Source organism: Sediminicoccus sp. KRV36 (genome assembly GCF_023243115.1).
Taxonomy (GTDB): Bacteria; Pseudomonadota; Alphaproteobacteria; order Acetobacterales; family Acetobacteraceae; genus Roseococcus.
On record NZ_CP085081.1, the window covers coordinates 1,527,707 to 1,553,853 of the forward strand.

The window sequence follows — 26,147 nt, forward strand, 5'->3', positions numbered from 1 at the left end:
AGTTGATGATCAGGCGTCTGGCGGAGGAAGGGCGGCTTTCGGGCGCCGTGGTGCATGGGGGGCTGGTCTATCTGGCCGGGCAAGTGGCCGATGATGCTTCCCTCGACACCGAGGGCCAGACGGCGGACATCCTGGCGCAAATCGACGCGCTGCTGGCGGAGGCGGGCACCAGCAAGGCGCATCTGCTGAGTGTGCAGATCATCCTGCGCGATATCGCCGACGCACCGGCCATGAACCGCGCCTGGGACGCCTGGCTGGACCCGGCCAACAAGCCCGCGCGCATGACCATCCAGGCGCCGCTGGTGGATCCGCTCTGGCGGGTGGAGATCACCGGGATCGCGGCGTTGCCCTGATGCTCATGCCCGCGCGCCGCCGCCAGGCGCTGCTCTCCACAGGGCTGACGCTCGGCTTCATGCTGCTGGTGGCGATGGGGGTGGCGGATCAGGGCTGGACCTTTGCCGCTCTGGCCCTGCTGATCGCGAGCCTGGCGCTGGGCGGGCTGCATCTGATCTTTCCGCATGGGCTGCTCTTTGCGCTGGGGGCGGCCAACGGCCTTGCGATCTACGTCAGCCTCTTTGTGGTGATCGGCCGGGCTTCCTTCCCCGATGCCGCGGATTGGTCGCGCTCGGTCGCCTTCCTGCTGCCGGTCCTGGCCTTCGTGCTGGCCTGCTGGGCACGGCGAGACGAGCTTGCCGGGCCTGCCTCGGCCGAGGGCGGCGCCGACCTGCGGCATTTCCCGCGCTTCGTGCGCTGGCTGCTGCCGACCGGGCTGATCGGCATCATCTCCCTCTCCACGCCGATCAACCGCGCATCGGCTGAATGGCAGACGCTGGCGCTCATCCTGGCCATGGCCGGCATCGCCGTGATCGGCGTGACGGCGGTGGGGCATATCGTACGGCTGCTGGTGGATGTCTCGGCCATCCTGCGGCGGGTGGGGATGCGGCTGCGGCATCTGGCGGTGCCGGTGGCGACCTATATCAGCCTCTTTGCGCTGCTTTCTGTGGGGTTCGCCTGTTTCTACCGCATCGCCGACGGGCTTTCGCGCAGCCCGATCTTCCTGCTGATGGGCGAGCCGGGCCGGCTCTCCTTTTCGGATGCGCTGCATTTCAGCATCGTCACGCTTTCCACGGTCGGCTACGGGGATATCCAGCCGGCAGATGACGGAATCCGGCTGCTGGCCGCCATCCAGATGATCATGGGGCAGCTTCTGCTGCTGTTCGGCTTCGCCGAGATCATGCGCAGCCATGGCGGCGGCACGCGTGAGACGGATAAATGAAACCATCTCTCCGGCGTGATTCCGCCGCAATGCGGGCCATGGTGCGGGAGGTAGAAAACAGGTGACCAACGTGAGTGCGATGCTGGGTGATCCGGGCTTTTGGCGCCGGAAGCGGGTTCTGGTGACGGGTGGGGCGGGCTTCCTGGGCAGCAATCTTTGCCACGCCCTGGCAGGGCTTGGCGCACGCGTCACGGCGCTCGATGCCATGCTGCCCGATGGCGGCGCCAACCCCGCCAATCTGGAAGGGGCCGGCGTGATGCTGGTCCGCGGGGATCTGCGCGATACGGAACTCGCCTCGCTGTGCCAGGGTGTGGATGTGCTGTTCAACATGGCAGCGCAAACCAGCCATATGGGCGGCCAGCGGGACCCGGTGGCCGATATCGCCATCAATGCCGTGGCGCAGGTGCGGCTGATCCAGGTGATGCGCCTGGCCGCCCCCAAGGCCAGCGTGATCCATGCCTCCACCCGCCAGTTCTACGGCCGCCCCATCAGCCTGCCGGTGAATGAATTGCATCCGGTGAACCCGCCCGACGCCAATGGCGTCTCTAAATGGGCGGGCGAGCAATACTGGATGCTGGAAAACCGCGTCCTGCACCGCCCCGTCGTCTCGTTGCGGCTGACCAATTGCTACGGCCCGCGCCTGCGCATCGCCGATGCACGGCAGACCTTCCTCGGCATCTGGATCCGCCGCCTGCTGGAAGCGGATCCCTTCGAGGTCTGGGGTGGGGAGCAGCTGCGCGATCTCGCCTTCGTGGATGACGTGACCCGCGCCTTCCTGATGGCGGCCGAGCAGGCTGACCGGGCCGAGGTTGCGGGCCACGTGTTCAACCTGGGTGGCGCCCCGCCCGTCTCACTCCTGGAGCTTGCGGGCCTCGTCATCGCCGCCAATGGCGGGCAGGGCAGCTTCACCACGCGGGAATTCCCGGCCGACCGCGCGCCGATTGATATCGGCAGCTACCACGCCGATGATCACGCCTTCCGCACCGCCACGGGCTGGGCGCCGCTGACCTCGCTGCCGGACGGCCTGCGCCTCAGTCTCGACTGGTATCGGGACCGGATGAGCGACTACATCTTCACCGACGCACCTGCCTGACCGCCGCCGATGACCCAAGGGCCGCCCGGCCCGAAGGTCTGAATCGGCAAGCCAAAAGAGCCCCGCACATGAACATCGCCCCCACCATCCTGCCCTTCGCCGATCCCGGTGCGGGCTACCGCGCGCTGCAGCCCGAGATCGATGCCGCGGTCGCGCGGGCCCTCGCTTCGGGCTGGTATATCCTCGGCCGGGAGGGCGAGGCCTTCGAGGCTGAATTCGCCGCCTGGCTCGGCAACCAGCCGGGCGCGCCGGTGATGCACGCGGTCGGCTGCGCCAATGGCACGGATGCCATCATGCTCATCCTGCGTGGAATGGGCATTGGCGAGGGCAGCACCGTCGTCACCGTCAGCCACACCGCGGTGGCCACCGTCGCCGCCATCGAGATGGTGGGGGCCACACCCCTGCTGCTCGACATCGACCCTGACACCTACACGATGGACCCCGACGAGCTCGCTTCCGTCCTGGCTGATCCGCCGCCCGGCCTGCCGCCGATCCGCGCGGTCATTCCCGTGCATATCTACGGCCAGGCGGTGGATCTGCTGCCGATCAAGGCCGCCTGCGACGAGGCGGGCGTGGCGCTGATCGAGGATTGCGCGCAATGCCACGGGGCGGCGCTGGGCGGCGTGAAGCTCGGCACCATCGGCCATGCGGCGGCGTTCAGCCTCTATCCCACGAAGAACCTTGGCGCGCTGGGCGATGGCGGCATCCTGGCGACACCCGACGCCGAGCTGGCGGCACGGATTTCGGCCATCCGGCAATATGGCTGGAAGCGCCGCTACATCAGCGACATGCCAGGCGTGAATTCCCGGCTCGACGAAGTGCAGGCCGCCATCCTGCGCGTGAAGCTGCAGCATCTGGACCGGCAGAATGACCGTCGGCGGCAGATCGCCGCCGCCTATGACGCCGCCCTGGCCGGCACGGGGCTCACGCCGCCGGCCCGGCGGCCTGGCGCGCATCATGTGTTCCACCTCTATGTGCTGCGCCACCCCAAGCGGGACGAGATGATGTTCTCGCTGAAGGCGCGCGGGATCGGCACCGGCATTCACTACCCCATGCCGGTGCACACCCAGCCCGCCTATGAGGGCCGCGTGCCGCTCGGCCCGGCCAATTGCGCCGAGACGGCGCGCGCCGCGCAGGAGGTGTTCAGCCTGCCGATGTATCCCGAGCTCAGCGACGAGCATGTGGCGCGGGTGTGCGACGCGCTCACCAGCCTCTGACGGCGGGGCTGATCTTCGCGCTGGCGGCGGTGGTCGAGATCGCCGGTTGCTTCGCGCTCTGGGTGGTGCTGCGCCAGGGGGCTTCGGCCTTCTGGCTGATCCCCGGTGTCGCCTGCCTCGTGGCCTTCGCCTGGCTGCTGACGCTGGTTCCGGGGGAGGTCGCGGCGGGGCGGGCCTATGCCGCCTATGGCGGGGTCTATATCGCGGCGACCCTGGGCTGGCTCATGCTGGTGGAGGGCCTGCGCCCCACCGGCTGGGATCTCGCCGGCGTCGCGCTGTGCCTGGCGGGAACCGCGGTGATCCTGCTGGGCGCCGCGCGCCAGGTCTGAGCCGGCATTGCCTGGGCCGGGTGTCCTTTCCTGGGCCTTGGCTTTGGCTGCGAGCCATTCGAAATTTGTCCGGAGGAGTTGCCGTCGTCGCGCCGCGGGCCTAGATTCCCAGCGCCTCGGGGAGTTCCACCATGTCCATCGCCGCCTCATCGGATGCGGCCCGCGCCACGCGCCGGCCCGTCAACGCCAATGGCGTGCCCATCCATACCACCAGCTTCATCGGCACCAACTGGACCAACCGCACCGCCGAAAGCCCGCCCCCGCCGGAGCCTGGCAGCTATTACCCCATGGCCTTCCTGGTGGAGCAGCCGCCCGGCTCCGTCGTGCAGTCGCATTTCCACGCGGCCGACCAGTTCCAGGTCGTCGTGGCGGGCGGCGGGCATCTCGGGCGCCATGCGGTGCGGCCGGTGACGGTGCATTACACCAATGCCCATACCGCCTATGGCCCGATCACGGCGGGCGAGGCGGGGCTGCATTATTTCACCCTCCGCAACGGCTATGACCCTGGCGCCCGCTATGTGCCGCAGGAGGCGGCCGCGCTGAAGGCCGTGCCCGGCCGCACGCCCTGGCAGACCACCACCGCCCCGGTGGAGCCTGGCCCGGTGATCGAAGGGCCGGCCCGGATGGAGGAGATGCTGGAGCCACGCGCCGATGGCCTGGGCGCCTGGCGCCATATCCTGCCACCCCATGCCGCGCTGACCGGGCCTGACCCGGCTCAGGGCATGGGGCAATTCTGGGTGGTGACGGGCGGCCGCCTGGATGGCATGCCGCCGCTGTCGCTGATCTTCGTGAACCCCCAGGATGCCGCGCGCACGGCGATGGCCGGCGCGGAGGGCGCGGAATGTCTCATCCTGCAATACCCACGGCGGGCAGCGGACGCCTGATCCTTGGGCAATCGCATCGTTCCGGCTGCCTTTTGGCGCGTGAGGCCGGCTGGCGCGGCGGCGCCGCAGGCCGCAGCCTGACGCCTCTGATCCGAAAGGGCCGGCCATGCTGAGACGACGCGCAACCCTCATCGCTCCGCTGCTGCTCGCCGCCCCGGCGCTGCGCGCGCAATCCCGGGCCATCCGGCTGGTGATTCCCTTTGGCGCGGGCGGCATCACCGATCTTGTGGCGCGCATCCTGGCCGAGCGCGCATCGGCCGAACTCGGCGTGCCGATCGTGGCCGAGAACCGGGCCGGGGCGAATGGCAATATCGCGGGCGAATATGTGGCCCGCGCCGCCCCGGATGGCACCACGCTGCTGATGGCCTCGCTGGCGATGTTCGCGGTCAATCCAGTGATCTATCCGCGCATGACCTACGACCCCCTGGTGGATTTCGCGCCCGTGGCGCTGGCGGCCAGCACGCCGCATGTGGTGGTGGCGCATCCGGGCAGTGTCGGCGCGGATCTGGCGGCGATGCTCATCGCCGCGCGCGTCCGGCCCGAGGCGCTGAGCTGGGGCACGGCGGGTGCGGGCAGCAGCCCGCATCTGACGCAGATCCTGCTGCAATCCCTGGCTGGCGCGCAATTCCTCGCGGTGCATTTCCGCAGCGGTGCCGCCAGCGTGCAATCGGTGATCGCGGGCCAGGTGGCGCTGACGGCGGAGGCCACGCCGATCGTGGCCGAGCATATCCGCGCCGGCACGTTGCGCGCTTTGGCCGTGGCGGCACCCGAGCGCCTGGCCCTGCTGCCCGAAGTGCCGACCGCCGCCCAGGCCGGATTGCCGGGGCTGGAGAACGGCTCCACCTCGGCCATTGTGGCGCCAAAGGGCACGCCCGATGCGATGCTCTCGCGCCTCGCCGAGGGGTTTCGCGCGGCCATGGCCGCCCCCGAGACGCGCGCGCGCCTCAGCCAGCAGGGCACGGTGCCGCTGGGCGGGACTGGCGCGGAATTCACCCGCATGATCAACACGGAAGTGGCGCGCTGGCGCCCCTTGCTGGCTGGCATCCAGCCCGGCTGAACGGAGACGGATCTTGAGCGAATTCATCTGGGCCGGACGCCTGCTGGCGATCCACATCACCGAGCAGGCCGCGGCCGACATGCAGGAATTGCCGGAGGCAAAGCTGATCGCGGGCGTCGGCATCGAGGGCGACCGCTACGCTACCGGCCGCGGCACCTACAGCAAGAAGCCGCAGCCCGAGCGCCAGGTGACATTGATCGAGATCGAGACGCTGGAAGCCATCCAGCGCGACCACAAGATCGAACTTCCGCCGGTGGAGACCCGCCGCAACCTGCTGACGCGCGGCGTGCCGCTGAACCACCTGGTGGGCAAGGCGTTTCGCGTGGGCGAGGTGGAGCTGTTCGGCGGGCGGCTGAACGTGCCCTGCGTCTATCTGGACAAGCTGCTGGGCAAGCCCCTGTTCGGCCCGCTGACCAATCGCTCGGGCCTGAACTGCATGATCACCAAGGGCGGTGTGATCCGTCCGGGGGACGCGATCACGCCGCTATAGTCGGTCAGACCGGATAGCGCAGCACCGCCGCCAGATCAGCCCCGCCGGGGATGTCGCCCTTGCGCACGCCGAGCACGCGCGCACCCGTGGCGATGGCCTGGCTCGCGATCGCATCCACCACGCCGTAATTGGTGGGGCCGGCCTCGGTGGCGAAGGTGATGGCCCCAGTATTCTCGTCGAAGGTGCCGGGGATCACGCCGTCAATATCCACCAGCAGCGTGTCGATCGCGCCGAAGGCGGCCGCGCGGGCCGCCTGGGCCACATCGGTCGTGGCGCGGCCTTGATCGGCACGGCTGGCGAAGAGCTCGGCGAAATCGGCCACCTGCCTGGCATAGAACGCATCCAGCCCCTCGCGCGCGGCGGCCGCCAGTTCCAGATCGGGCGTGCGGTCATGCGTGCCGGTCAGCGTTTCGCGCACCAGATGCGCCGAGCTGTTCACGCTGTGGAAGATCGAGGCCAGCGGCTCGGAGCCGGCCAGAAAGAGCGGGGTATGCCGCCCGGCCAGCACGGGCCGCAGCGCCGCATCCACCCGGCGCGCATATTGCGTGAGGCGCAGCTTCTTGCCCTCGGAGCCAACCACGCGCCCGCTATGCGAACGGTCATTGATGCTGGCCTTGCCGACCGCACTCGCCGCGTCACTGGGCATACCGGGGATGCGGATCTCGACTGGCGCGCCCTCGGGCAGCACCTCCAGGAGCCGCGCGCTGTTCTCCGACAAGGCGAGCACGAGGGCCGCATGCGGGAAGGTGATGGCGCGGAGCAGCGGCTTGAGGTGGAAGCGCCCGGAGACTTCCAGCATCGGCGTCAGGTGATTGGCCAGGCGGTAGGTGTGGATGTCATCCGGTGTTGCCAGGATGCAGAGGCTATTGGCCTGGAACGCCCAGAAGCCGTCATCATCCATCAGGTCGTGGATATGTTCCTCCAGCAGCGCCATGCGGCGCTTGTCGAGGCCTTCGAGCTGGGCGGAAGCCGCGCGGAACATGTTGCCAAGCTCGATCCGCGCGGCGCCGCTTTCCTGGCTGAGCGGCGTGGTGGCGAGGTAGATGGACAGGCAGGCATCGGCCCGGCGATGGGCCAGGAGGCGGAATTCCTCGGGTGTCGGGATGTCGAGATGAAGCATGGCAACCTCCGATGGCGTTCCCTTGATGGGCGCTCATGGGCGGCAGGATTAGACCGCCGGAGCCGGCATGGGCCATGGCTGGGCGTCCCAAATTCATGCCAGGGGACGGCAATGCTGCGCGTTCACCCTGGCCCGGGAAGGCAGGCTTGGGCCGTGACGCGGCGCCCGTTTGGCGGCCAGCCGCGGCAAACACCTAGGGCGGCGGTTCGGCCCCCACCTGCTCCACGATCCGGCGGTAATGCTCCGGCCGGCGGTGCTGCGCAAAGTTGAACATCTTCTCCTTGCCCTGCAGGCAATCATCCAGATCCGCCTCGGCCAGGATCACCTCGTCGCCGAGGGTTTTCGCCTGGGCCACGATGATTCCGTTCGGGCTGATGATGCAGGAACCGCCGATCAGCCCCGAGCCATCCTCATTGCCGGCCTTGGCCACGCTGACCGCCCAGGTGGCGTTCATATAGGCGTTGGATTGCGCGGCCATGGTGGAATGATGGGTGCGGAGCTCGGCACTCTCCCCTTCGCCGCCATTCGGGTCATAGGCCGCCGAATTATAGCCCATGACCATCAGCTCCACGCCCTGCAGGCCGTAGCAGCGCCAGGCCTCCGGCCAGCGGCGGTCATTGCAGATCAGCATGCCCATGATGGCGCGGTGCCATTCCACGGGTCCGCGAAAGGCCGGGAAGCCCAGGTCGCCATATTCGAAATAGCGCTTTTCCAGCTGCTGGAAGCGCGCACCGGGGCGGGGCTCGACCGAGCCGGGCAGATGCACCTTGCGGTATTTGCCGAGGATCGCCCCATCGGGGCCGACCGTGATGGCGGTGTTGAAGCGCTGCCCCGCGGGGGTGAGTTCGGCGTAGCCCAGGTGGAAGCCCACGCCCAGTTCCCGCGCGCGGTCGAACAGGCGCTGGCAATGGGGGTTGGGCATCTCCCGCTCGAAGTACGTGTCCAGCTCCTGCGTGTTCTCGATGAACCAGCGCGGGAAGAAGGTGGTGAGCGGCAGCTCTGGGAAGACAACGAGCTGCGCGCCCTGCTTCGCGCTGGATTCGAGCAGCGCGATCAAGCGGTCCAGCGTGTGGGCGCGGGTATCCGCGCGCTGGATGGGGCCGGTTTGTGCGCCGGCGAGCGTGAGGATGCGGGACATGCGCCGCACTTCATGGCCTCACGCCCGGCGCGTCAAGGACCCCGCGATCAGCGCATCGGCTCGATCGAGATGGCCAGGGCTTCCTCATAGACCATGTCCACCTGTTCCCCCACGCGGAGCTGGCCAATGAAGGCCTGCACCTGTGGGTTTGTCGCGGTCACGGTGCGGTTGAGGCCGGCCGGGCCGGTAAAGCTGACCGTGCTGGTCGCGGCATCCACGGCCGTGATGGTCATGCGGCCGCTGCGCACGCGGGTGACCTCGCCACCAGGCCGGTCCGCCTCACGCGCGATGCTCATGCCCGCGAAGGGCGTGGCCGCGCTGGAGAGGGGGCGCACGGCCTGCGCGGCGATGGCCTGGTAGTAGGTGACCGTCACGCGATCCCCGGGGCGAACCTGGTTCAGGCGCTGCACGGCGCGGCCGGCGATCATGGTCAGCAGCCGGCCGGATTGCGCCCCGGCCGAGCCACGGATCAGCACCTCGCGCGAGGTCGGGTCCACCGTCTCGACCACGCCGACGAGGGTGGTGGTCTGCTCGGTATTGACCGAGGCGCAGGCGGCGAGGGCGGAAAGCCCGAGCGGCAGGGCGAAGAGGTTGCGGCGTTTCACGGGGATTGCTCCTTGGATTTGTACCGTCCCGGGCGAAGGACCCAGGCTCGGGTGACATGCAGCGGAGCATTCATGTCAGGAATTCGCAGGGTGGGGCATGATCCGGATCAAACCGGCCTGTCCCCAAAGCACGGAAGTTTCGCCGGGGGGGGGAGAGGCATCCCGCCCCCCGGCGGCGCCCTTTGCGCTCAGCGCATCGGGGTGATTTCGATGGCCAGCGCCTCTTCATAGGTCATGTCCACCTCTTCGCCGACGCGAAGCTGGCTGATGAAGCGCTGCAGCTCGGGGTTGGTGGCCGTCACGGTGCGGTTCAGGCCACCAGGCCCGGTGAAGCTCACCGTGTTGGTCGCCGCATTCACGGCGGTGATGGTCACGCGGCCGCTGCGCACGCGCGTCACCTCGCCACCCGGGCGGGCCGCATCGCGCTCGGCCGTCATGGTCATGGAGGTCGGGCGGGCGGTGGAGAGCGGGCGGGCCACACGCGCCGCGATGGCCTGGAAATACACCACGGTCACATTGTCGCCCGGGCGGATCTGGTTGAGGCGCTGCACGGCGCGGCCGGCGACCATGGTCAGCAGGGCGCCCGATTGCGCGCCGGCCGAGCCACGGACCAGCACTTCGCGCGTCGGCACATCCACCGTCTCGACGACGCCGCGCAGGATCGTCGTCTGCTCCGTATCCACCGAGGCGCAGGCGGCGAGCAAGGGAAGGGTCATCGGGAAAGCGAGGAGGCTACGGCGTTGCATGGTTCTTCTCCATTTGTTTGGGCGCCCCCTCGATGGGCCGAGCGGGTTCGCCGAAGTGCCCGTCATCCGCGCCCATTCGGCGGAAATTCATGGCGCAGCATGTCAGCATGATGCCCAGGGGAGAACAACCCGCCAGAGGTATGTTGAGACGGCATGCACATTAACTTTTTGCCAGCGGATCGACCCCGGGCGTGGCTGGGACGTCACCCGGCGCAACTCTACCGCTTGAGGAAATGCGTCGCCGCCATCTCGATCACCAGCTGCTGGTCACGGCTCCGCGTCCCGAGATGCCGCAGGACGGCGACACCCAGTTCCGGGCGGGAGCGGGATGGCTTCAGGCTTTCCACGATGCTTTCCACCGCCACCGCCTCATCCGGGCGCAGCGGGGCGGGCCATTTCGTGTTGATCTCGCTGCCGCCCAGGCTGATCTCGCGGAACAGGCCGCTGCCCAGGATCAGGCTGAAACAGGCGCCCATCGTGTGCAGCCCGCTGGCCACCAGGCCGCCGAACAGCGGGGCCGAACGTGCGGCGATGGGGTCGGTGTGGAAAGGCTGCGGATCGAATTTCTCGGCATAGGCGATGATCTCGGCCTCGGTCAGCGTGAAGCTGCCGAAGGTGAAGCGCTGGCCCACCGCGAGCTCATCGAAGGATTGCAGCGGCTTCAATGGATCACCCTCCCGCCGGTCAGCCAGGCGATCAGCAGATACAGCGCGCCCCCGGCCAGGAAGCCGACCAGCGTGCCGTTGATGCGCACGAATTGCAGATCCTTGCCGACGCGCAGCTCGATCTTTTCCGTCACCTGCGCCGTGTCCCAGCCTTTGACGACACCCGCGATGAAGTCGGAAAGCCGCTGCTGGGCGGAGGGCAGCAGCGCGGCCAGCGTGCGCTCCACCGCGCCGTTCAGCTTGTTGCGGGCAGCCGAATCCTCGGCCAGGAATTGCCCGGTATTGGCCAAGGCGCCTTCCAGGATGGCGACGGTGCGGCCATTGGGGTTCACCGCATCGGCCGCGAGTGCGCCGCGCAGCCGGGACCAGGCATCGCCCAGCCAGTCATTCACGGCCGGATGGCTGAGTGCCCGGCGGATCGCGGCACCGAGGGCGGCGGCGCGCTCGGGCTCGGTTTCCAGGCGGGTGATCTCGGCCTCGATCCAGGCTTCGAAGGCGGCGCGCAGGTCGCTGTCGCCGGGTTCCTGCTTGTCGAGCTCGGCGTTCAGCACGGCCAGCACGCGGTCCGCCACATAGGCGCCGGCGGCCCAGCCGACCACGGCGCCGCCCGTCTCGCGCACGCGGCGCTTGATGGCGTCGCGCAGCTCATCCTGCTTCGCGGCCAGGGCGGTCTTGATCTGGGTCAGCGCCAGGTCGAACACCGCATGGTGCTGCCCGCCGGCCAGCAGGCTGCGCAGGGCACGTGCCACGATGGGCACAGCGCCCGGCCCGCCCGCCACGCGGGGCAGCAGCCGCGCGAAGAGCTTGCGCGCCCGCCCATCCTCCAGCGTCACCAGCAGGCGGGGCAGGGCCGCGGCCAGCGCCTGGGCGGCTGGGCGGGACGCCTCGCGGTCGCTCAGGAAGCCCGCGATGATGCCCGCCACATCCAGCCGCGCGATGACGCGGCGGAGCTCGGCCTCGGTGAAGACATGCCGCGCGACGAAGCTGCCGAGGCCCTGGCCCAGCCGCTCCTTTTGCCGGGGAATGATGGCGGTGTGCGGAATCGGCAGGCCCAGCGGGCGGCGGAACAGTGCCGTGACGGCGAACCAGTCGGCCAGGCCCCCCACCACGCCGGCCTCGGCCGAGGCCGCCAGGAGATCGGTCTGAAAGCCCGGCGGCAATTGATAAGCCAGGTAAACCAACCCACCCATGAGGATGAGCAGGAAGGTGGCGAAGGCACGGTGCCGCGTCAGCGCCCGTCGGAGATCATCATCGGGTGAGGCCATGCCGCTTCATACCCCGGCCCCGGCTTGCTTGGCGACCTGGAGGCGCCATGTTATGCGATAACATCATGCCCAGCTGGTCCCATCCTCTTGATCTCGCGGCCTCGGCCGGCCTTCGCGGCGCCTGGGCCGCGGGGCTGCTGGCCGTGCTGTGGCTGGCCATCGCCTGGGCCATCTCTGCATGAACACCGCTGGCCTCAGGGTCGAGAACCTGACCGTCACGCATGGCCGGCACCCGGCTGTGCACCATGTGAGCTTCGCGCTCAAGCCGGGCGGGTTGATGGCTGTGGTGGGCCCGAATGGCGCCGGGAAATCGAGCCTGTTGCGCGCCATCGCCGGGCTGCACAAGCCGGCCGAAGGGCGCATAGCGGGGTTCGCCGCCGGCGAGGTGGCGCTGCTGCCGCAGCAGGCCATGCTGGACCGCGGCTTCCCGCTGAGCTGTCGTGACGCGGTGCTTTTTGGCCTCTGGGGCGAAAGCGGCGCCTTCCGCGCGACGCCCGCGCCGGGCCGGATCGAGGCTGCGCTGGACGCGGTCGGGCTGCATGGCTTTGCGCGGCGGCCCGTGGGTTCGCTCTCGGCCGGCCAATTCCAGCGCGTGCTGTTCGCACGGCTGCTGTTGCAGGATGCGCCGGTGATCCTGCTGGATGAGCCCTTCAACGCGCTGGATGCCCGCACCGCTGCTGATCTGCTGGCCGTGATGCGCCGCTGGCATGGCGAGGGACGGACCATCCTGGCCGTGCTGCATGACCTTGATCTCGTGCGCCGCGAATTCCCGGAGACGTTGCTGCTGGCGCGGGAGGCCGTGGCCTGCGGCGCGACGGAGAAGGTGCTCTCCGCCGAGAACCGCCTGCGCGCCAGGATGATGTCCGAGGCCTGGGCAGAGGATGCCGAAGCCTGCGGCCGCGAAGCCGCCTAGCGCGTGCCTGCTCCCTCGGCGCCCCCCCACCCGGCCCCGGAGGTGCAGGAACCTGAGGTTCCTGCCTGGGTGTTTGAGGGGCAGCGCCCCTCAACCTTCCTGCCCGCCCGCTGACCCCCCATGTTCTACGAAGCCCTGCTGGCCCCCTTCGCCGAATTCGGCTTCCTGCGCCGCGCATTGGTCGGCTGCATCGCCGTCAGCCTCTCCGCCCCGCCGCTCGGCGTGTTCCTCATGCTGCGCCGGATGAGCCTGACCGGCGATGTGCTGGCGCATGGCATCCTGCCGGGTGTGGCGCTCGGCTTCGTGGTGGCCGGGCTTTGGATGCCGGCGCTGGCGCTGGGCGGCTTGCTGGCCGGGCTTGTGGTGGCGCTTGGCTCTGGCGCACTGGCCCGGGCAACAGGCGGGCGTGAAGATGCGGCGCTGGCCGGGCTCTATCTGACGGCACTGGCGGCCGGCGTCACGCTCATCTCCTGGCGTGGTTCGGCGGTGGAGCTCACGCAATTGCTGTTCGGCTCGGTGCTGGGGGTGGATGACGCGGCGCTGCTGCTGATGGGCGGGGCTGCCAGCGCCACGCTGGCCTTCCTGGCCATCGCCTGGCGCCCGCTGATTCTCGAATGCTTCGACCCGAGCTTTGCCCAGGCGGTCGGTGTGCGCGGCAGCGTCTGGCATCTGGGGTTGCTGGCGCTGGTGGTGCTCAACCTGGTGGCGGCCCTGCAGGCGGTGGGCAGCCTGATGGCGGTGGGGCTGATGATGCTGCCGGCCATCGCCGCCCGACACCTGGCGCGGGATGTCGGCGGGATCGTGGTCTTCGCGGTGGGCATCGCGCTGGTGGCGACGGTGACGGGGCTGCTCGCCTCCTACCATCTGGATTTGCCGAGCGGGCCGGCCATCGTCCTGGTGGCGTCCGGCATCTGGATCGCGGCGCTGGTTTTGGGGCCGGTGGATGGGCTGCTGGCCCGGCACCGGCCGCGGCGGCATCTGGAGGGGTAGGGCGCGGCCGCGTGCTGAAAGTTTCCTGCACCTTCATTCGGGGATCCACATCCTCGAAGACCCAGGGAACTCCGTCTCTTGGTGGCAGAGCGCGAGAGGGCAACGCCCTCTCGCTCCCCGGCCTGGTTCAGCCGCCGCCTATCCCGCCACGATCCCTTCGGCGCGGGCCATCGCCACCCAATGGTCGCGGAAGCCCGCCACGAAGCGGGTGAAGTCCGCGCCATACAGCGCCGGGCTGCGCGGGGCGGAGGCGAATTCCGTCAGCCGCGCCTGGATCGCAGGCGTGGCGGCGATGGGCGGGACGGCCGCGATGATCCGCTCGGCGATGGCCGGCGGCAGGGCGCGCGGCGCGCTGATGCCGATCCATTGCGTGTGCGTCGCCTGGCCATAGCCGAGCTCCGCCAGGGTGGGCACATCGGGAAAGCCCGCCACGCGCGTCTCGGAGGAGGTGGCGAGCATGCGCAGCGAGCCATCCCGCAACTGCCCCACCAGCGTCGTGATCGGCGCGTTCAGCGCGTCAATCTGCCCACCCAGCAGGTCCTGCAGGGCAGGGGCCGTGCCGCGATAGGGGATGTGATCCAGCTGCGTGGCGCGGGCGGCACGGGCCACCACGGCCCCCATGATGTGCTCGGCCGAACCGACGCCGGAGGAGCCGTAGCGCACGGGCCGCGTGCGGGCGGCTTCCAGCAATTGCGTCATGCTCTGGAAGGGTGAGCGGCCGAGCACGACGGTGATGGTCGGGGCTTCGGCCAGCATGGCGAGGTGGGTGAAATCCGCCACCGGGTCATAGGGCATGCTGGGCAGCACGCCGGGGGCGAAACCGAAGGGGATGGCGTGCGAAATCGCCAGCGTCAGGCCGTCCGGCGCGGATTTGGCGACGACATCAGCCCCCAGCGTGCCCGAGGCGCCGGTCCGGTTTTCCACCACGAGCGAGGTGCCCAACGCCTCGCCCAGCGGTGCGGCGTAAAGCCGGCCAATCGCATCGGCCAGGCCACCGGCCGGAAAGCCCGCGACAAAGCGGATGGTCTGGCGGTTCGGCCAGGGCGCCTGGGCCCAGGCTGTGGGGAAGATGGCTGGGCGGCTGATCGCGGCGGCGGTGGTGGCCAAAAGGGCAGGGGTGGCAAGGAAAAGGCGACGCTGCATTGAAACTGGGCTCCCGGGGTGTGGCCTTGCCCGCCGCAGGGTCGCTTTTGCGTCCAGGGGGCGGGATAGGCGGTGACGGCGGCGGAGAGAGCAAGCGCCGTGCCGCTGGGCCACCGGGATGTTGCATGGAGCCAGGGCAGTCGCTTCGCTGGCTCCCCCCGCCGCGACAATGGCGTATGGCTGGCGGCATGAAGCCACCGCCCGAATCGCCCCTCGCCCGCCTGCTGGACGGGCCCCTGCAGCCCGGAAGCCTGCGCTGGATTGGCCTGCGCGCCGAGCGGCGGGCCGCGATGCTCGCGGTGCCCGAGGCGCTGCTGGAACCCGGGCGCGGCCTGGCTGGGGATCGCTGGCGGGGGGCCGTGACGGGTGCGCGGCAGGTGACCCTGATCGCGGCCGAGCATCTCATCGCGATGGGGGGCTTCCTGGGGCGTCAACCGGTCGCGCCGGAAGCGCTGCGCCGCAACCTCGTGGTCTCGGGCGTGAATCTCCTGGCGTTGAAGGGGCGGCGCTTCACCCTGGGGGAGGCGCTGCTGGAATGCAGCGGCGAATGCCACCCCTGCTCACGCATGGAGGAAATCCTGGGGCCAGGCGGCTACAATGCGGTGCGCGGCCATGGCGGCATCACCGCCCGCGTGATCGAGGGCGGCATGATCCGGCTGGGCGATGCGTTGCGGCGCGCGGCCTGACCGCGGCTCAGACCCGCAGCGTGAACAGGCCGATGCTGCTCAGGCTTTGCAGGATGATCATCAGCCCCAGCGCCACCTGCGTGACGCCGAGGACCACCGCGAAGACCTGCAAGGCCGTGCCTGCATATTTCAGGATGACATGCGCGTAGAGCATCGCCAGCCAGTTCATGAACAGGATGGTGCCGACGAGCCCCGCGATGGTGAGCTGCGCCGCCGGATCGCCCTCGACCAGGCAGACGAAGATGATCATCGCGGCGATGCCGTAAGGTGTGACGATGGTGGGGAAGGCGAGGGGGTTGATGGCCATCGCGAGGTCGGGCTTGGGCGCATCGCCGCGCGGTGGGTCGGGGCGCTTGAACTGCTCCAGCACGGTTTGCAGCGCCACGAGAAACAGCACGAGGCCGCCGGTCAGCGCCAGCACCTGCAGCGGGATGTTGAAATTCTGCAGCATGCGCTGGCCAAGCAGCCCCGCAATCGCGAGGGCGGCACCCGAGAAAAGGATGGCGCGGGTGGCGAGCTGCCGGCGGAAGGTGGCATCCGCACCGCGCGTCAGCATGACGAAGGGCCCGATGATCTTCATCGGGCCAATCATCAGGAAGAGCAGCGCGAAGATTTTCTTGGCCGGCACGGCGTGCTGGAGGGTGGCTGTCGTTTCCGCGAGCGCCAGGCCGGGTGCCGCGACAAGAAGGGCCAGGAGGAGGAGGACACGCAGCTTCATGCTGCATGCTTGCCCCCGATTGAAGCGGTGATGCAAGGACCCTGGTTTCTCGCCAAGGCGCTTGAAGGCAGGCGCGCCTCTGTCGTTTACCGCCGCGGCGCCCAGGTGTTGAGCTGTGCGTGATTGAGGAAGAACTCGTCGCGCGGGAACATGTCGGTCAGCGGGGCGGCCACGCGGGGCGTCTCGGGCGTCCAGACCGTCACCTCGCCATCCACCAGCTTCGTGAGGTCCGCCGCCTCGGGGTTGCCGCGGCGGGCAAAGGCCGTGATGTCCGGCCGGCGCAGGGCGGCCAGCAGGGCCGGCTGGTCCAGCGGGATGGGCTGGTCGCTGCCGATCATGACGTTGACGGGGCGCAGCAGCACGGCATGCGGGAAGGCGGCGGCGAAGGTATCCACCACGCGCCAGGTGGGCGCCCATTGCACGTAGAGCCCGCCGGGGGCGAGGCGCCCGCGCACCTGCTCCAGGAATTCGGCACTGTAGAGCAGGCCGGAATGCGAGGATTGCGGGCGGATCGCATCGGCCTCGATCACGTCGTAAAGCCCGGCGCCACGTGTCAAAGCCCGCCGGCCATCGCCATATTCGAGGCTGACGCGCCGGTCCGCCACCAGGGCCGCAACACCTGATGCCGGCCTTTCCCGTGCGATTTCCTCCAGCGCATCCAGCACCGGCTTGATCAGCTCGATGGAGCGGATTTCGCGCGTGGCCGGGTTCACCGTGGCGCCATAGGGCGTGCCGCCCGAGCCCACGCCGATTGTCAGCACGCGTTGCGGGTCGGGGTGGATCATCGGCCCCAGCATTCCCAGCAGGATATGCGTGTCGAGGAAGGGCACGAAGCCCTGGCCATGGCCCATGATGAAGAAGCGGCCCGGTGCCCGGCCCTGCCCCTCGCCCCGCTCACGCCAGAAGGCGATGCCCGAGCGGTCCTCGCCCCAGGCGGATTCGGTGTCGGCGGGAAGCCCGTGCATGCGCGACCAGAAGGCCTGGTTGCCGGGGATGGCGAGGGCGATCAGCGCCGTCAGCCCACCGAGCGCCAGGGTGGCGGGGCGCGAGGCCCGCGCCTGCATCACCCAGAAGCCCAGCAGCAGCAGCGACAGGATCGCCAGCAGCAGCAGCGTGCCCATCGTGCCGAAGAGATGGAAGGTGAGCAGCCCCGTGGCGATGGAGCCCGCCGCATTGCCCAGGATATTGGCGAGCTGCACCCAACCCACCCTGGCACCCACACTCGCCAGATCCTGCTGCACGGCGCGCTGCACGAAAGGGAAGGTCATGCCGATGACAAAGGAGGGCGGTGCGACCACCGCCACGATGATGGCCGTGGAAATCATGATCTCGCGCTGGCCGAAGCGATCAAAATCCACGGCCATGACGTCGCTCAACGGCGCGACGCCCATCAGCCACCACAGCATTCCGAGCAGAGCCACACCCAGGACGAAGCCCGCACCCTGGGTGAGGAAGAAGGCGGGCCGCGGGTCGGGCATGTGGCGCACCATGCGGGCTGCGAGCGACATGCCCAACCCATCGGCCAGCAGAAACACGCCGAGCACGGTGGGGAACAGATAGGCGTGATATTGCCCGACCTGGCCCAGCATGCGGACCCAGATGATCTCCAGCGCCACGATCACATAGCCCGAGAGAAACACCAGCAGGCACCACAGGGCGAGGCCGCCGAAGGGCTCGGTGGGTGCTGCGGCGCGGCGCTCCGGGGGGGGCGGCACCGCGCGGGAAAGGCCGGGGAGCAGGGTGAGCGCCAGGGCCGCGGCGATGAGGTCGAGCCCGGCGGCGAAGATCAGGGCCGCCACGAAGCCGAGGCTGCCGACGATGAACCAGCCGCCGATCAGCGCGCCCAACCCGGCGCCCAGCGTGTTCAGGCTGTAGAGCGTGCCGATGCGGCTCGCCACCGTCGCGAGGTCGGTGGCCACGGCGCGGGCCAGCAGCGGCAGGGAGGCGCCCATCATGGTGGTCGGGATGACCAGCCCGGCGAAGCAGAGGGCGAAGATGGCCGCCGGCTGCTCGACCGATTCCGCGAGGCCCATGGCGATCAGGTCATAGAGGAAGAATTTCGACAGCAGCGCGCAGACCGCCACCCCCGCCTCGCACAGGGCGAAGCCCAGGAGGGCGCGGTGCGGCGAAAGCCGGTCCGCCAGCTTCGCGCCGATGATGGAGCCGAGGCCCAGCCCGGCCAGGAAGGCGCCCACCACCAATGCGGCGGACACCGTGTCCGAGCCGGCAAAGACCCCCAGCATGCGCTGCCAGATGATCTGGCACAGCAGGGCGGCGAAGCCCGAGCAGAAGAAAGCCACCATCAGCCGTGTCATCGGCGGAACACACTCCAGGAAGGCCAGCACAAGGGTGGCAACAGGCAGCGCCAATATGGCGGATTCATGTCCAATCGCCCATCCAATGAGCGATTGACCGCCGGCCGGCAAGGGTTTCCCATGACGCCAACAAGACAAGGGAGAGAAGACCATGCGCGCCTGGGCCATCACCGAGCTGGGCAAGCCGCTCCAGGAGATCGAGCTGCCCACCCCCGAGCCCGTGGGCGATGAGGTGCTGCTGGAGGTGACGCATGCCGGCGTCTGCCATTCCGACCTGCACATCTGGGAGGGCGAATACGACCTCGGCACCCGGGGCAAGCTGAAGATGGCCGATCGCGGGCTGAAGCTGCCGCTGGCGCTGGGGCATGAGATTGTCGGCCGGGTGGTGAAATGGGGGCCGGGGGCGAAGGGGCAGGGGCTGAAGAAAGGCCAGATCCGGCTGGTCTTCCCCTGGGTCGGCTGCGGCAATTGCGCACGCTGCAAGGCGGATGAGGAGAATCTTTGCGCGGTGAAGCCGCGCGCCCTCGGCGTCTATCAGAATGGTGGCTACGCGACGCATGTGCTGGCGACGCATTGGAAGCACCTGATCGCCATTGACGGCATTGATCCGGCCCTGGCGGCAACCTACGCGTGCTCCGGCGTCACGGTGTATTCGGCGATCCGCAAGCTGGCGCCGATCGGCAAGAGCGACCCCATCGTGGTGATCGGCGCGGGCGGGCTCGGGTTGAACGCCATCGCCATCCTGAAGGCCATGGGCCACAAGCGGATCTGCGCGGTGGACCTCGATGAGGCGAAGCTCGCCGCCGCGCGGGACCAGGGCGCCACGGAGACGGTGCTGGCCGGCGGCGATACGGCGCAGCACATCATCAAGGCCTGCGGCGGGCCGGTGCTGGGCATCATTGACCTGGTGAACGGCACCAAGACCGCCATGGCCGCCTTCGACGCGCTGGCCAAGGGCGGCAAGCTGATCCAGGTGGGGCTGTTTGGCGGCGAGATGCGGGTGCCGCTGCCCCTCATGCCGATCAAGGCGCTGACCATCCAGGGCAGCTATGTGGGCAGCCTGAAGGAATTGCGCGCGCTGGTGGCGCTGGCGCAGAAGGGCAAGGTCCCCGGCATTCCCATCACGCTGGAGAAGCAGGAAAACGCCAATGCCGCGCTGATGCGGCTGCGTGACGGCAAGGTGACCGGGCGTACCATCCTGGTCGCCACGTGAACCGCCGCGCATTGCTGGCCACTCCGGCGCTGCTGCCGGGTGTGGCCCTGGCGCAGGCCCCGACCCAGGGCCAGGCGAGGGCGGTGACCATCACCGTGCCCTTCCCGCCGGGCGGTTCCACCGATGTGACCGCCCGCATCCTGGCCGAACGCATGGCCGGCCCGCTCGGCCTGCCGGTGCAGGTGGAAAACCGGCCCGGGGCGGCCACGGTGATCGGTGCCGATTTCGTCGCCCGCGCGGCGCCGGACGGGCATACGGTGCTGATCGCCTCGGGCTCCACGCTGACCATCAACCCGCATATCGTGCGCAATATCCCGTATCGGGCCGAGGATTTCGCGGCCGTCACGCTGATTTCCACCTTGCCCTTCGCCATTGTGGCGCGGCCCGACGGACCACCGACGCTGGAGGCGCTGATGGCGCGGGCCCGGGCCAATCCAGGCAGCGTCACCTATGGCACCAATGGCCCGTCCAGCTTCAACAACATCGCCATGCTGCTGGTGAATGAAGCCTTCGGCGTGCGCATGCAGGATGTGACCTATCGCGGTGACGCGGCGCAGGTGGCGGATTTCCTGGGCGGGCGGCTGGATCTGCTGATGGTGGGCGGCAGCACCGGCCTTGCGCAGCATCGCGCGGGGTCCGGCCGCATCCTGGCCTGGACGGGGGATCGGCGCATGCCCGGCAATGAGGAAGTGCCGCTGGTGGCGGATTTCCGCCCCGGCCTGCAGGCGCAGACCTATTTCGGCCTGCTGGTGCCGGCGCGCACGCCCGCCCCCATGGTCCAGCGCCTCAACGCCGCTGCGGTGCAGGCCATACGCACCGAGGATTTCCGCGCGCGGATGCTGGCCGAGGGCATCTTCGCCATCGGCAGTACGCCCGAGGAATTCGCCAGCTTCATGCGCGTCGAGAGTGAGCGTTGGGGCCCGCTGCTGCGGCGGATGGATATCACTGGCTAGAGTCTGATCGCCTTTGGCGGCTTCGCCAAAGGCGTGAATCAGCCTCTTGGTTGAACGTCTGATCGCCTTCGGCGGCTTCGCCGAAGGCGTGAATCAGCCTCTTGGTTGAACGTCTGATCGCCTTTGGCGCTTTGCCAAAGGCGCGAATCAGCCGCGCGATTCAGCTGCCGAAGCGCGCCCGCAGCCAGGCGCCCGCGGCCTCCACCGCACGATCCGCTGCGCCGACGCGGCCCAAGGCGCGCAGGAACCCATGCACCGTCCCTGGGAAGGTCCGGCATTCCAGGCTGACGCCGGCCGCGCGCAGCTTTTCGGCGAAGGCGAGGTTTTCCGCGCACAGCACATCCAGTTCGGCGATGTGCAGCAAGCAGGGCGGCAGGACCGAGAGGTTGCCACGCATCGGCGAGGCGAAGGGGGAATGCCGGGCCACCGCATCGGGGCAATAGGCGTCCCAGTAGAAGCGCATCTTCGCCAGCGTCAGGCCGTAGCCGTCGCGGAATTCACGATAGCTCGGCGTGTCCAGGTCATGGTCGAAGACGCCGTAATTGAGCAGCAGCCCCGCCAGCGGCACCGGATCGGGCTGTTCGGCATTGAGCAGGGCGAGGCCGGTGGCGAGGTTGGCGCCCGCGCTGTCACCGCCCAGGATGATGCGCCGGCCATCCAGGCCCAGATCAGCGCCATGCCTGGCCACATGGCGCAGCACGCCAGCGCATTCCTCGATCGCCTGGGGGAACACCGCCTCAGGGCTCAGCGCGTAATCCGGCCCAAGGACGGCGCAGCCGCTGGCGGCGGCGTAGCTGCGCATCAGCCGGTCATGCGTGTCGATGCTGCCCCAGACCCAGCCGCCGCCATGCAGATAGATCAGGACAGGGAGATTGGGATCATCGCTCGGGCGGTGGAAGCGCAGCTGCATGCGGCGGCCGCGGATGGGCAGCCAGATATCCTGGCTGCTGGCCATGCGCGGGCCGCCCTCGCTGAGGGGGATTTGCGGCGCGTCATTGATGCGGCGGGGTTCGTCGAAGGGCGCGCTGCGCGGCGGATTGGGCAGGATGATGGGCGGATAGGCGGCGAGCTGGCTGGCCATATGGGCGTTGAAGCGCGCCATTTCGGGGTCCATGCGTGGGTCGTCCGGCATGCTCGTCTCATTCCACCTGTTTGTGGCGTCAGGGCAGCGCGGGATGGGCCTGAGCGCAAGGGGCATTACCCACTGTAAAGCGCCCGGCCGCCTGACATCCGGCCGGGCTCAAGGCGGTGCGGCGTGCCCTTAACGGCGACCGGCCCGATTGACCGGCCCACCACGATTGGCCGGCGTGCCAGGGCGGATCCCCACGCCAGGGGCGCCCGCGCCGACCCCGGGGGCCACGCCCACGCCAGGCGCGCCCACACCCACGCCCGGCGCTACGCCAAGCCCCGGGGCACCCACGCCGGGTGCCGCGCGCAGCGCCACACCCGGCCGCGCGATGCAGCCCGCCGGGACGCCAACATAGCTGCAATAGACGGCCGCTTGCGCAGCATGGCCGGTCCATCCCGTGGTGGCCGTGAGCAGGATCGCAGCGATAGCCGTGCCGAATTTCATCAAGGTCACTCCCTGGAATGAGGGGCCATTCCGGCCCCTACAGGACAACCATCTTCGCGCAATTGCAACGCATGCGCCTTGCGACACATCAGTGGTCGCAACCCCATGCCGCAGGCCAGGATGCGTGGTCATCCTGCGCGCCGGATTGACCCCGCCTTGCGGCTTGAAACAGGGCTCGCCACGACGCGGCATCGCATGGGAATATGCTGCATCTTGATCATATCCAGCGTCCCCTCCCGATGAAGCCCGCCCTGCCATCGCGCGCCGCGCCACTGGCCCTTCTGGCGGTGCTTTTTGCACTGCCCTTCCTGCTCGCGGCACTCTTCGCCGGGCCGTCAGCCCCGCGCGCGGCGGAGCGTGAGCGGCAGGGCTTCGTGGGCTCCGCCACTTGCGCCTCCTGCCATTCCACGCAAGCCTCCGCCTGGCGCGAGAGTGACCATGCGCGCGCCATGGCCCCCGCGATTCCGGCGAATATCCTCGGCGATTTCTCGGGCGTGACCGCCACGGATGGCCGCCACACCGCGACCTTCCGGCGCGAGGGCGACCGCTACGTGATCCGCACCGATGGCCCCGGCGGGGAGGTGGCGGATTTCACCATCACCGAGAGCTTCGGCGTTGATCCCTTGCAGCAATACCTGGTGCTCTTCCCCGATGGCCGCCGCCAGGCGCTGCCCTGGGCCTGGGATAGCCGCCCGCGTGAGCAGGGCGGCCAGCGCTGGTATCACCTGATGGCCGATGATCCGCTGCCCGCCGGTGATCCGTTGCACTGGACCGGGCGTGAACAGAATTGGAACTTCATGTGCGCCTCCTGCCACTCGACCGGGCTGGTGCGGGGCTACGATGCGGCGCGCCATCGCTATGACACCAGCTGGACCGAGATCAGCGTGGGTTGCGAAAGCTGCCACGGGCCAGGTGCCGGGCATGTGGCCTGGGCGCAGCGCGGCGCGCCGGCGGAGATTGCGCATCGCGGCCTCTCCGTCTGGCTGCGCGATGGCTCGGGCGGCGCCTGGCGCTTCGCGGAGAATGACCCACGCGGCATCGCCCGCTGGGAGGGGCCGCCGCGCCAATCCACCGCGGCACAGGTCGAGACCTGCGCCCCCTGCCATTCCCGCGCGCGGCCGCTGGTCGCAGATCCGCTGCCCGGCACCCGCTTCCTCGACACCCATGCGCCCATGCTGCTGGAGCGCGGCGAATACCACGCCAATGGCCAGATCCAGGGCGAGGTCTTTGAATGGGGCTCCTTCGCGCAGTCCCGCATGAGCCGGGCCGGCGTGGTCTGCGGCGATTGCCATGAGCCGCATCGCGGCACGCTGCGGGCGGAGGGCAACGCCGTCTGCACGCAATGCCACCTGCCGGCGCGGTTTGACGTGGCCAGCCACCATCGCCACGCGCCGGGCAGCGAAGGCGCGCAATGCGCGTCCTGCCACATGCCGGCCGTGACCTATATGGGCGTGGACCGGCGGCGGGATCATGCCTTCAGCCTGCCGCGGCCGGATGTGGCGGCACAGATCAATGCCCCGGATACCTGCACATCCTGCCACACGGACCGTCCGCAAGCCTGGGCGGCGCAGAGGATCCTGGACTGGTTCGGCCCGCGCCGGCGCGATGATCCGCATCCGGGCCTCGCCATCGCGGCGGGGCGGGAAGGGCGCCCGGGGGCCGATGCGCTGCTGGCCGCCCTCGTGAACCAGCGCGCCGAGGCGCCGATCCTGCGGGCGACGGCCGTCTCGCTGCTGCCCATGCCGCCGTCACAGGCCACGGCGCAGGCCATCGGCGCCGCCCTGCTCGACCCTGAGCCGCTGGTGCGTGCCGCCGCCCTGCGCACGCTGGAGGGGCTGCATCCGCGCAACCGCATCCACGCCGCGCGCTTCCTGGCCGATGAGACGCGCCTCGTGCGGATCGAGGCCGCGCGCACCCTGGCCCCGGTGCCGCTGGCCTCCCTGCCCGAGGCGGCGCGCCCCGCCTTCGCGCGGGCCTGGGAGGAGTTGCTGGCCAGCGAGCGCGTCGCGGCCGAACGGCCCGAGGCGCATGTGAACATCGCGGCCCTTCTGACGGCGCGTGGCGACATGGCTGGCGCCGAGGCCGCCTATCGCGACGCATTGGCGCGCGATGCGGGGCATCTCGGCGCGCTTGTGAATTTCGCGGATTTCGAGGCGCAGCGTGGGCGGCCTGCAGCGGCGGAGGATGTCTTGCGCCGCGCCGTCGCCGCACACCCGCGCGAGGCGGAGGCGCATTACGCGCTGGCCCTCGCACTCGCCCGCCAGGGGCGTGCCGGCGACGCGGTCGGCCCGCTGGCGCAGGCCGCCGCCTTGCGGCCGGAGGAGCCGCGCTATGCCTATGTCCAGGCCATCGCGCTGAACCAGCTGCGGCGGAGCGAAGACGCCATGGCCGTGCTGCAGGCGAACCTGGCCCTCCACCCGCGCCACCGCGACAGCCTCATCGCGCTGTCCACCATGGAGCGGGACCGCGCGAATCTGGCCGAGGCCGAGCGGCTGGCCGCGGCCGCGGCCGCGTTGAACCCGGCCGACCGAGAGGCCGCCGCCCTGCTGGCGCAACTGCGCGGCATGCGGCAACGCGGCCCGAATTCGCGGTAGTGGGGTGCTGACGAAGTTTGGTGATGGGGTCGAGGGGCCAGCCCCTCGAACTCCCCGGCAGGGTGAAAACCTGCGTGGTTTTCACAGTTTCCTGCACCTTCATCCGGGCCTGTTTCAGCAACCGGTCAGACGCTCATCGCCCCTGGTGGGAACGCCAATACCCTGCGTCACTTGTCCCGGGATTGGCTCGGCCAGGGTGACTCAAAAGCGATAGGTCGCGCCAATGATCGGCCCGGAGAGATCGACAGCGAGATTGGCGCGCCCCTTCTCGTAGTCAATGTGGATATGGCGGTAGCCGATGGAGGCGCTCAATCTCTCATTGATCCGCCAGTCGAGCGTGCCCATGGCCTGCCAGGTGAGTTGTGAGCCGGCCCCGAAGCCACCCACATCGCCGTAGGCCGTAAAGGACAGGCTGGCATTCAACCGCAAGGTTGCGCGCACGGAGATGATGGGATCAACCCAGCTCGTCGTGCTGTCGGCGCTGCGCCCGGGCAGCCGGCCCGGGCTGTAGGTGAGGGCCGTGTTGAACCACCAGCCGCGCACCCCGCCGCCAAGGTCGATGCGGCCGCTCTGCCCTTCCGCGAGGGTGTAGAGCGCGATGGCCGAGACCTCGGCCGATTGCGTCCGCACGCTGCCGCCGCTGAAGGCGCCATGCGCGCCCGGGACCGGAACGCCCTGCTGCAGGTTCAGATAGAGCGTGTCCATGACAAGGCTGAGATGGCCCCGCCGCGCCTCGGCCAATCCCATCGCGGAGAATTTCAGGCTGCTGAAGATGTCGCCAAAGCTGGCGCCGAAATCCGCCGATCCGGCCGGGACCGAGACCTCCCCGCTGAGGCCGGAAAACCAGACATAGGGCGACATCGAGAAGGCCCAGGCGTCCGATGTCGGCGCGGGCGTCTGCGCCGAGGCCGGGGCCGTCAGGAGCATCAGCGCGCCGGCCAGCGCCGATGCGGTTGCGTGGCGAAACTTTGCGGTCATTCCGAATCCTTTTGATCGAGTCTTTCCGCCGCCCCGCGCGGCGTGCGTTTCCCGTAGGGCTGGAAAGGCGCACATCCCCCAGGCACCGCCTGCCTCTGCGATGGCCTGTCCGGCGCGTTTCGGTGTGGATGCGTGGTTGCCGCTCATGACACCATTTGGCCCCGGCAGGCCGCCTGACGCATTGCG

26 protein-coding genes are annotated in these 26,147 nt (G+C 69.4%); 14 read left to right on the forward strand and 12 right to left on the reverse strand.

Going from position 1 to position 26,147, the window contains the following annotated elements; translation table 11 throughout:
* Positions 1-2 precede the first annotated feature (2 nt).
* The 8 genes from LHU95_RS06905 to LHU95_RS06940 all read left to right on the forward strand — a co-directional run bounded on the left by LHU95_RS06905 (position 3) and on the right by LHU95_RS06940 (position 6,346).
* Positions 3-353 carry a RidA family protein gene (locus LHU95_RS06905; protein ID WP_248710631.1) on the forward strand — a complete coding sequence of 117 codons (351 nt, stop codon included), beginning with the start codon at positions 3-5 and terminating at the stop codon, positions 351-353.
* Positions 353-1,276, forward strand: a complete 924-nt coding sequence (locus tag LHU95_RS06910; RefSeq protein WP_248710632.1) for a potassium channel family protein — start codon at positions 353-355, stop codon at positions 1,274-1,276. The genes LHU95_RS06905 and LHU95_RS06910 overlap by 1 nt, the downstream gene beginning before the upstream one ends.
* A 61-nt stretch (positions 1,277-1,337) precedes the next feature.
* On the forward strand, positions 1,338-2,369 hold the full coding sequence (locus LHU95_RS06915) for an NAD-dependent epimerase/dehydratase family protein (protein WP_349292674.1): 1,032 nt from the start codon (positions 1,338-1,340) through the stop codon (positions 2,367-2,369).
* Positions 2,370-2,437: 68 nt separating this feature from the next.
* Positions 2,438-3,586, forward strand: coding sequence for a DegT/DnrJ/EryC1/StrS family aminotransferase (locus LHU95_RS06920; RefSeq protein WP_248710633.1), 1,149 nt, complete (start codon positions 2,438-2,440; stop codon positions 3,584-3,586).
* A complete protein-coding gene (locus tag LHU95_RS06925) occupies positions 3,562-3,915 on the forward strand; it encodes a YnfA family protein (RefSeq protein ID WP_248710634.1) in 354 nt (117 codons plus the stop codon). Before LHU95_RS06920 ends, LHU95_RS06925 begins: the two co-directional genes overlap by 25 nt.
* A 131-nt stretch (positions 3,916-4,046) precedes the next feature.
* Positions 4,047-4,799 (forward strand): hypothetical protein, encoded by a 753-nt coding sequence (locus LHU95_RS06930; RefSeq protein WP_248710635.1) that lies wholly within the window; start codon positions 4,047-4,049, stop codon positions 4,797-4,799.
* A gap of 106 nt (positions 4,800-4,905) precedes the next feature.
* Positions 4,906-5,856 (forward strand): tripartite tricarboxylate transporter substrate binding protein, encoded by a 951-nt coding sequence (locus LHU95_RS06935; RefSeq protein ID WP_248710636.1) that lies wholly within the window; start codon positions 4,906-4,908, stop codon positions 5,854-5,856.
* A 13-nt stretch (positions 5,857-5,869) separates the two neighbouring features.
* Positions 5,870-6,346 (forward strand): MOSC domain-containing protein, encoded by a 477-nt coding sequence (locus LHU95_RS06940; protein ID WP_248710637.1) that lies wholly within the window; start codon positions 5,870-5,872, stop codon positions 6,344-6,346.
* Between the two features lie 4 nt (positions 6,347-6,350).
* Here LHU95_RS06940 and LHU95_RS06945 read toward each other — a convergent pair whose 3' ends face one another.
* The 6 genes from LHU95_RS06945 to LHU95_RS06970 all read right to left on the reverse strand — a co-directional run bounded on the left by LHU95_RS06945 (position 6,351) and on the right by LHU95_RS06970 (position 11,885).
* A complete protein-coding gene (locus LHU95_RS06945) occupies positions 6,351-7,466 on the reverse strand; it encodes a hypothetical protein (protein WP_248710638.1) in 1,116 nt (371 codons plus the stop codon).
* 193 nt (positions 7,467-7,659) lie between these two features.
* The gene (locus LHU95_RS06950; RefSeq protein WP_248710639.1) at positions 7,660-8,604 is read right to left on the reverse strand and encodes an N-carbamoyl-D-amino-acid hydrolase; all 945 of its coding nucleotides are present in this window, start codon (positions 8,602-8,604) and stop codon (positions 7,660-7,662) included.
* 47 nt (positions 8,605-8,651) lie between these two features.
* On the reverse strand, positions 8,652-9,209 hold the full coding sequence (locus LHU95_RS06955; RefSeq protein ID WP_248710640.1) for a hypothetical protein: 558 nt from the start codon (positions 9,207-9,209) through the stop codon (positions 8,652-8,654).
* A 188-nt stretch (positions 9,210-9,397) separates the two neighbouring features.
* Entirely contained in the window at positions 9,398-9,955 is a 558-nt protein-coding gene (locus LHU95_RS06960; RefSeq protein ID WP_248710641.1) for a hypothetical protein, read from the reverse strand.
* A gap of 218 nt (positions 9,956-10,173) precedes the next feature.
* A complete protein-coding gene (locus LHU95_RS06965) occupies positions 10,174-10,620 on the reverse strand; it encodes a MaoC/PaaZ C-terminal domain-containing protein (protein ID WP_248710642.1) in 447 nt (148 codons plus the stop codon).
* Positions 10,617-11,885 (reverse strand): DUF445 domain-containing protein, encoded by a 1,269-nt coding sequence (locus tag LHU95_RS06970; RefSeq protein ID WP_248710643.1) that lies wholly within the window; start codon positions 11,883-11,885, stop codon positions 10,617-10,619. Before LHU95_RS06970 ends, LHU95_RS06965 begins: the two co-directional genes overlap by 4 nt.
* 178 nt (positions 11,886-12,063) lie before the next feature.
* Between LHU95_RS06970 and LHU95_RS06975 the strand changes: the two genes are divergently transcribed.
* Together LHU95_RS06975 and LHU95_RS06980 are read left to right on the forward strand one after the other, a co-directional pair.
* On the forward strand, positions 12,064-12,798 hold the full coding sequence (locus LHU95_RS06975) for a metal ABC transporter ATP-binding protein (protein WP_248710644.1): 735 nt from the start codon (positions 12,064-12,066) through the stop codon (positions 12,796-12,798).
* 120 nt (positions 12,799-12,918) lie between these two features.
* Positions 12,919-13,788 (forward strand): metal ABC transporter permease, encoded by an 870-nt coding sequence (locus LHU95_RS06980; RefSeq protein WP_248710645.1) that lies wholly within the window; start codon positions 12,919-12,921, stop codon positions 13,786-13,788.
* Positions 13,789-13,926: 138 nt separating this feature from the next.
* Here LHU95_RS06980 and LHU95_RS06985 read toward each other — a convergent pair whose 3' ends face one another.
* Entirely contained in the window at positions 13,927-14,931 is a 1,005-nt protein-coding gene (locus LHU95_RS06985; protein WP_248710646.1) for a tripartite tricarboxylate transporter substrate binding protein, read from the reverse strand.
* A 188-nt stretch (positions 14,932-15,119) separates the two neighbouring features.
* Here LHU95_RS06985 and LHU95_RS06990 point away from each other — a divergent pair, with 188 nt between their 5' ends.
* Complete coding sequence (locus LHU95_RS06990) at positions 15,120-15,617, forward strand: MOSC domain-containing protein (RefSeq protein WP_248710647.1); 498 nt, start codon at positions 15,120-15,122, stop codon at positions 15,615-15,617.
* 7 nt (positions 15,618-15,624) lie between these two features.
* Here the strand turns inward: LHU95_RS06990 and LHU95_RS06995 are convergent, their stop codons facing one another.
* Entirely contained in the window at positions 15,625-16,335 is a 711-nt protein-coding gene (locus LHU95_RS06995; RefSeq protein ID WP_248710648.1) for a MarC family protein, read from the reverse strand.
* A gap of 86 nt (positions 16,336-16,421) precedes the next feature.
* Positions 16,422-18,704, reverse strand: coding sequence for a fused MFS/spermidine synthase (locus LHU95_RS07000; protein ID WP_248710649.1), 2,283 nt, complete (start codon positions 18,702-18,704; stop codon positions 16,422-16,424).
* A 97-nt stretch (positions 18,705-18,801) separates the two neighbouring features.
* Between LHU95_RS07000 and LHU95_RS07005 the strand changes: the two genes are divergently transcribed.
* Both LHU95_RS07005 and LHU95_RS07010 read left to right on the forward strand, forming a co-directional pair.
* Positions 18,802-19,863, forward strand: coding sequence for an alcohol dehydrogenase (locus tag LHU95_RS07005; protein ID WP_248710650.1), 1,062 nt, complete (start codon positions 18,802-18,804; stop codon positions 19,861-19,863).
* Complete coding sequence (locus LHU95_RS07010; RefSeq protein WP_248710651.1) at positions 19,860-20,816, forward strand: tripartite tricarboxylate transporter substrate binding protein; 957 nt, start codon at positions 19,860-19,862, stop codon at positions 20,814-20,816. Before LHU95_RS07005 ends, LHU95_RS07010 begins: the two co-directional genes overlap by 4 nt.
* A gap of 160 nt (positions 20,817-20,976) precedes the next feature.
* On the opposite strand, the gene LHU95_RS07015 is transcribed toward LHU95_RS07010, so the two are convergent.
* Complete coding sequence (locus LHU95_RS07015; RefSeq protein ID WP_248710652.1) at positions 20,977-21,948, reverse strand: alpha/beta hydrolase; 972 nt, start codon at positions 21,946-21,948, stop codon at positions 20,977-20,979.
* A 129-nt stretch (positions 21,949-22,077) separates the two neighbouring features.
* The gene (locus tag LHU95_RS07020; protein ID WP_248710653.1) at positions 22,078-22,389 is read right to left on the reverse strand and encodes a hypothetical protein; all 312 of its coding nucleotides are present in this window, start codon (positions 22,387-22,389) and stop codon (positions 22,078-22,080) included.
* 203 nt (positions 22,390-22,592) lie between these two features.
* Between LHU95_RS07020 and LHU95_RS07025 the strand changes: the two genes are divergently transcribed.
* Positions 22,593-24,983: a cytochrome c3 family protein gene (locus LHU95_RS07025; protein ID WP_248710654.1), complete on the forward strand. Its 2,391-nt coding sequence runs from the start codon at positions 22,593-22,595 to the stop codon at positions 24,981-24,983.
* 201 nt (positions 24,984-25,184) lie between these two features.
* Here LHU95_RS07025 and LHU95_RS07030 read toward each other — a convergent pair whose 3' ends face one another.
* Complete coding sequence (locus tag LHU95_RS07030) at positions 25,185-25,961, reverse strand: hypothetical protein (protein ID WP_248710655.1); 777 nt, start codon at positions 25,959-25,961, stop codon at positions 25,185-25,187.
* Positions 25,962-26,147: the final 186 nt, after the last annotated feature.